At 73.2% G+C, this 6,521-nt stretch carries 4 protein-coding genes and 1 pseudogene; 4 read left to right on the plus strand and 1 reads right to left on the minus strand.

Features of this window, described 5'->3' with window-relative positions; translation table 11 throughout:
* Positions 1-1,239, plus strand: a pseudogene (locus B1729_RS16855) (hypothetical protein); the annotation flags it as partial.
* The gene (locus tag B1729_RS16860) at positions 1,236-2,054 is read left to right on the plus strand and encodes an ABC transporter permease (protein ID WP_163616954.1); all 819 of its coding nucleotides are present in this window, start codon (positions 1,236-1,238) and stop codon (positions 2,052-2,054) included. The pseudogene B1729_RS16855 and the gene B1729_RS16860, both read left to right, overlap by 4 nt.
* Before the next feature lie 279 nt (positions 2,055-2,333).
* Here the strand turns inward: B1729_RS16860 and B1729_RS16865 are convergent, their stop codons facing one another.
* A complete protein-coding gene (locus B1729_RS16865; RefSeq protein ID WP_163616953.1) occupies positions 2,334-2,798 on the minus strand; it encodes a hypothetical protein in 465 nt (154 codons plus the stop codon).
* A gap of 103 nt (positions 2,799-2,901) precedes the next feature.
* On the opposite strand from B1729_RS16865, the gene cofG reads away from it, so the two are divergent.
* Together cofG and B1729_RS16875 are read left to right on the plus strand one after the other, a co-directional pair.
* Positions 2,902-5,451: a 7,8-didemethyl-8-hydroxy-5-deazariboflavin synthase CofG gene (gene cofG, locus B1729_RS16870; RefSeq protein ID WP_239539691.1), complete on the plus strand. Its 2,550-nt coding sequence runs from the start codon at positions 2,902-2,904 to the stop codon at positions 5,449-5,451.
* The coding region (locus B1729_RS16875) for an NAD(P)/FAD-dependent oxidoreductase (RefSeq protein WP_163633933.1) at positions 5,448-6,521 on the plus strand (1,074 nt) is incomplete at its 3' end. The genes cofG and B1729_RS16875, both read left to right, overlap by 4 nt.

The following is a 6,521-nucleotide window of genomic DNA, read 5'->3' on the forward strand; positions in this document are numbered from 1 at the left end:
GGGACTGCGGAAACCGCCGTGCACAGCGGGGCAGGGGCAGCAGCCGCGGAGCACAGCGGGGCTGCGGAAACCGCCGAGCACAGCGGGGCAGGGGCAGCAGCCGCGGAGCACAGCGGGGCTGCGGAAACCGCCGAGCACAGCGGTGCTGCGGAAGCCCCGGAGCCCGCGCCGGCCGACGACCTGCCGCCGGCTCCCCACGCGGCCCCGACGGAGCCCGTGCCCCCGTGGTACGCGGTCGCGAGCACGGGCGTGATCGACATCGTCCCCGCCGCCGCACAGGAGCAGCGGGGCGAGGTCGCGCCGGAGCACACGAGGCCGGATGACGCCCTCGTGGTGGACGCGGCGCGTGCGGACGACCGGGCGTCAGACCCTGCAGCGATTGCGGAGGAGGCCGAGGAGCCCGCCGATGCCGATGACGACCCCTGGGCGCCGGAAGACTCCAACCCCGACGTCGAAGCTCTGGGTGAGATCGACGACGAGCTCTCTACTCCCGAGCCGGCTGACGCGGACGACGACCGCCCGTGGGAGCACTACGTCAAGACGGACTCCGACATGGAGGCCGATGCGTTCTTCGCGGCCTTCGATGCCGATGGCAACCCCCGCGTCGAGCCCGCTCCCGGCGCGGAACCGGAACCCCAGCCCGAACCGGAGTCCGAACCCGCGCCCGCGGCCGACGCCCCCGGCGAACCCGACGCCGCGCCGGTTCCCCACCCCGGGGCTGAACCCGAAGCCGGACGCGAGTCCCAACCCGTACCCGAAGCTGAGTCCGATGGGTGGGTTGCAGAACCCGGCGCCACGCCCGATTCCGCCGCTCCCCCACCCGGCGATGAGCCCGATCCCCAGCACGTGACCGAACCCGAAGCGGAGTTCGTGGCTGAGGTCGAGCCCGAGGCCGAGTCCGAGCCAGAGCGCGAGCCAGAGTTCGAGTCCGAACCCGAACCCAACGCTGAGCCCGAGCCCGAACCCGAACCCAACGCCGAGCCCGAACCCGAACCCAACGCTGAGCCCGAGCCCGAGCCCGAGTCATGGGCCTCAGAACCCGCCGCTGCTCCCGAGCCCGACGCCCGCGCCTTGCCCGAAGAGTCGGCACCCCAGCCCTCCGCAGACGCGGCCGAAGATGCGCCTGAGCCTGCCGCATCGGCGCCGGACGCGGCATCCGTCCCCCCGCCGACCGACCACGAGGACGCCGACGCCGTCCACTGGGCCGACGCCCGCCACGACGAAGGAGGCGACCGATGAGCCTCACCGCCGCGACACGCTCCGAGACCACGAAGCTGTTCTCGACCAGCATCTGGTGGATCCTCGCGATCGTCCTCTTCGTCTACGTCGCCTTCACCGCAGCGGCGCTGGGCTTCGTCTTCGCCGCGGCGGCGACGGGCTCGCTTCCGGGCGACGCGCCCCCGCTTCCCGAGGAGGGCCTCGCGGCGACGCTGTACAGCACGGCCACCGCCGTCGGCTACGTCTTCCCTCTCCTCGTCGGCACGCTCATGGTGACCGCCGAGTTCCGCCACAAGACGCTGACGCCGACGTTCCTGGCGACGCCGCGACGCGGCCGGGTGCTCGCCGCGAAGCTCGCGGTCGGCGTACTCATCGGCGTGGTGCTCGGCGTGATCGGCATCGCCGCGGCCGTCGGCACGTCGGCGGCGTTCCTCGCCGGCTTCGGCCTCGGCACCGAGATCACCTCGATCGACACCTGGACGATGCTGGGACGGATGCTGCTGGCCTACGTCCTCTGGACGCTCATCGGCGTCGGAGTCGGCGCCCTGGTGCGCAACCAGGTGGGCGCGATCGTCGGCGTGCTGGTCTTCACGCAGTTCGTCGAGCCGATCGGCCGCACGGCGGCCGCCTTCGTCGAGGGACTCTCGGACTTCACCCGCTTCCTGCCCGGCGCCGCGAGCGATGCCCTCGTCGGCGCGAGCGTGCTCGCGGCGAGCATGCCGCAGGGCTCGTCGGAACCGCTCGAGTGGTGGGTGGGCGGCCTCGTGCTGCTCGGCTACGCCGTGGTGTTCGTGGTGCTCGGCCACCTGGTGAGCTGGCGCCGCGACGTCAGCTGAGTGTCCCGGGGGCGATGTCCGGACAACGCCGGATCCGCGGCCCCAAAACCCGCAACCCCCGGACCGCACCCGCGCGACAGCCGGTGCCCGGGGGCGATGTCCGGACAACGCCGGATCCGCGGCCCCAAAACCCGCAACCCCCGGACCGCACCCGCGCGGCAGCGGGCGCCCCGGGGGCCGATGTCCGGACAACGCCGAAACCTGGCGATGGGAGCGGCTGTACCTGGAGACCGGCCGGCCGAACCGAACAGAACCGGCCGAACGGCGAACCAGGATCGGTCAGACAGCGGGGGCGGGCGCCGGTGCCTTCTTCTTGCGCGGCTTCTTGTCGGGCACGACGGGGATGTTGCCCGTCTCGGCCGCGATCTCGACGACATCCGCGGGCTCAGCGGCGACCTCGACGCGCAGCGCCTGCACGAGAGCGAGGCCGTGGCGGGTCGTGAGGATGATCCGCTGGAACTCGGGGTGCCCCTCGAGGTCGATCACGACGCTCGGGCGGCGACGGCGGATCAGGGCGAAGTCCTCGCCACCCGCGGAGCGCCACGTGCCCAAGGCGACGATGCCGCGCACGTGCGTGCCTGGATTCGGAATGCCGCGCAGCCAGGTCCATGCGTCGTCGGTGAGCTGCACCCGCGTGATCGTCGACCGCTCGATGACGACATTTCCCTTACGGAACGACAGTGCGCGCTCGGACCCCGACAGCACGACCTCGAGTCGCGTCGAGTCGAGCAGCAGCGTCACCATGCGACCAGTCTGCCAGCGGGTCGCCCCGGAACCGGTCTCATTTGCTTACGGGAGGGCAACGATCCGCGACCCCGACCCTCCTGCTCGGTGCGAGACTGGATCGGTGACCGTCGTGTCCCCCTCCGTCACCGCGCGTTCCGCAGCGGCCTCCCCCGCCGCCGTCGACGCAGCCCTCGCGCGCGCCGCAGCGGGCGATCGGCTCGCCACGGCCGACGTCGAGGCGCTGCTCGCCGCGACGGGCGAGCGCTTCGAAAGCCTGCTCGCGATCGCCGCGGACGTGCGGGATGCCGGGCTCGCGGCATCCGGTCGTCCCGGCGTGATCACGTACTCGCGCAAGGTGTTCGTGCCCTTGACGACGCTCTGCCGCGACCGCTGCCACTACTGCGTGTTCGTGGATACCCCCGGGCAGCTGCTCAAGAAGCACAAGCCCGCGTACATGTCGCCCGAACAGGTGCTCCCCGTGGTGCGGCAGGGGCAGGCGATGGGCTGCAAAGAGGTGCTGCTGACCCTGGGCGACCGGCCCGAGGAGCGCTGGCCCGAGGCGCGGGCGTGGCTCGACGAGCACGGGTTCGCCTCGACGATCGAGTACGTCGCGCACATCGCGCGCCTGGTGACCGCCGAGACGGGGCTCCTCGCGCACGCCAACCCCGGCGTCATGAGCGCGGAAGAGCTGCGGATGCTGCGGCCCGTCGCGCCGTCGATGGGCATGATGCTCGAGACGACCTCGCGCCGGCTGTTCGAGGAGCCGGGCCAGGTGCACTACGGCTCGCCCGACAAGGATCCGGCCGTGCGGCTCGAGGTGATCGATGCCGCGGGGCGCGAGCGCGTGCCCTTCACCACCGGCATCCTGGTCGGGATCGGCGAGACCGTGCACGACCGCGCCGAGTCGCTCGTCGCGATCCGCGACACGCACGAGCGGCACGTGATCGAGGGCCAGGGCCACGTGCAGGAGGTGATCGTGCAGAACTTCCGCGCGAAGCCCCGCACCGCGATGCAGAGCGCGCCCGACGCCGATCTGCTCGAGTACGTCGCCGCGGTGGCGGTGGCTCGGCTCGTCATGGGACCCCGCATGCGGATCCAGGTGCCGCCGAACCTCTCGGATGCCACGGAGTTCGGCCTGCTCGTGCGCGCCGGGGCGGACGACTGGGGCGGCGTCTCGCCGCTCACCGCCGACCACGTCAACCCCGAGCGCCCGTGGCCGCACCTCGACGACCTCGCCCGAATGACGGCGGAGCTCGGCTTCGAGCTGCGCGAGCGCCTGACCGCGCAGCCCGAGTTCGTCCTCGCCGCCGAGACCTGGATCGATCCCGGCCTGAGCCCGGCCGTCGCCGCGCTCGCCGACCCCGAGACCGGCCTGGCCGCCGCCCCGAGCCGCGTGCCGGGTACAGGCGTTTCGTCTTCGGGCGCCAGAGCGCCCTTCGCTCAACGACCGGCACCTGACGCCCGGTCGTTGAGCGAGCGAGGAACGAGCGAGCCGAAACGTCCGCAACCCGGCCACGCCGCCGTGGGGGCGGACATCCGCCGCCTGGCCGAGACCGCCGCGGGAGACCCCCTCGCCCTCGACGACTCCGAGTGGGTCGCGCTCCTGGAGGCGACGGGCGACGATCTCGACGTCGTCGCCGCCACCGCCGACGACGTGCGCCGCTACACCGTGGGCGAGGCGATCACGCTCGTCGTCAACCGCAACCTCACGTCATCCGGGCTGCGCGCCGCCGCCACCGACGACCCCGCGACCTTCACGCTCGACGACGTCGGTGCGATCGCCGCCGACGCCTGGGACCTCGGCGCCACCGAGCTCTGCGTGCAGGGGCTCCTGCCGCCGGAGCAGCACCCCTCGGGCTATCTCGACATCGCACGTGCCGTGAAAGCCGCGGCGCCCGGCATCCACCTGCACGCCTACCGTCCGCAGGATGTGCGCGATCTCGCCGACCGCTCCGGCATCGGGCTGGACGCCGCCTTGGCCGCACTGCGCGAGGCCGGCGTCGACACCGTGCCCGGCACGGGCGTCAAGGTGCTGAGCGAGCGCGTCCGCGGCCTCGTCGCCCCCGGCGACCTCGAGATCGAGCGCTGGATCGAGGGCATCACGGCCGCCCACCGCGCCGGCTTCCGCTCCACGAGCGTGCTCTTCTACGGGCACGTCGAGACCGCCGCCGAGCGCATCGCACATCTGCGGCGACTGCGCGAGATCCAGGGCGCTTCGACAAGCTCAGCGACCGGAAGCGGGGCAGCGACCGGGGGCGGCTCGGCGACCGGAGGCGGCTCAGCGACCGGAAGCGGCGCAGGGGCGGGCGGCGGCTTCAGCGAGTTCGTGCCCATCCCGCTGCCCGGTCCCGCGGGCGGCGTGCCGCTCGTCGCGGGGCGGGCGCCGCTGGACGAGCACCGGGCGATGGTGGCCGTCTCGCGACTGCTGCTGTCGGGCAGCATCCCGCACGTGCAGATCCCGTGGACGCGCGTGGGGCGCGAGGCATCCGTCGTCCTGCTGCAGTCCGGGGGCGACGACCTGGGCGGCACGCTCCTCGACGGCCGCGTCAAGCCCGAGGCGGGCATCGAGCACGGCCTCGAACTGCCGATGACGGATGCCGCCGCCATCGCCGCCCGCATGTTCCGGCCGTTCCGCCAGCGCACCACGACGTACGGCCAGGCGTCGGGATGACGCGCGTCGAGGTCGCGATCGTCGGCGCCGGGTTCGCGGGCATCGGCATGGCGATGGCGCTGCGTCGAGCAGGCCGCGAGGACTTCGTCGTGCTCGAGCGCGGCGCATCCGTCGGCGGAACATGGCGCGACAACACCTACCCCGGCGTCGCCTGCGATGTGCCGTCGCACCTGTACGGCTTCGCCGCGCACCCGAACCCGTCGTGGTCGGGCACGTACGCGAAGGGCGCCGAGATCCACTCCTACCTCGAGCACGTCGTCGACGTCGAGGGCCTGGGCGACCGGCTTCGCCTGCGCACGGCGATGCGGAGCGCCGAATGGGATGCCGGGCACGCTGTCTGGCGGATCGCCACGTCGCCCGCAGGGGCGCCTCATCAGCCCCGCGGGCGCCACGGCGCGCCCTCCGGACGCGAGGGCGAGACCGAGGACGACGTCATCGTCGCCGACGTGCTCGTGCTCGCGTGCGGGCGGCTCACGGAGCCGACGATCCCCCGGATCGCCGGCCTCGAGCAGTTCCCGGGGCCGCTGTTCCACTCGGCGCGATGGGATCACGCCGCAGACCTCACCGGCGCACGCGTCGGCGTCGTGGGCACTGGGGCCAGCGCCGTCCAGATCGTGCCCGAGCTCGCGCGCGCAGCGGCCCATGTCACGCTGTTCCAGCGCACGCCCGCATGGATCGTGCCGCGCGGAGGGGACGCGTACTCCGACGCCGACCGCGCCCGATTCGTCACGGACCCCGCGTCGCTCGAGGCGCTGCGAGACGATCTGTATGCCGAGGGCGAGGCGCGCTTCGCGTCGCGCTCGGGCGATTCCGCCGCCGCGGCGGAGGCCGAGGCCGTGGCGCTCGCGCACCTCGAACGACAGGTCGCCGACCCCGCGCTGCGCGCCGCGCTCACCCCTGACTACGCGTTCGGGTGCAAGCGCGTGCTGCTCTCGGACGAGTTCTACCCCGCTGTGGCATCCGACGCCGTGTCGCTCGTGCCGGCCGCACTCGCCGCCGTGGAGGGCTCGACACTCATCGCCTCCGACGGCACGCGTCACGAGATGGATGCGCTCGTCCTCGCGACCGGC

The organism is Microbacterium sp. B35-04 (assembly GCF_010634885.1).
Classification (GTDB): Bacteria; Actinomycetota; Actinomycetes; order Actinomycetales; family Microbacteriaceae; genus Microbacterium.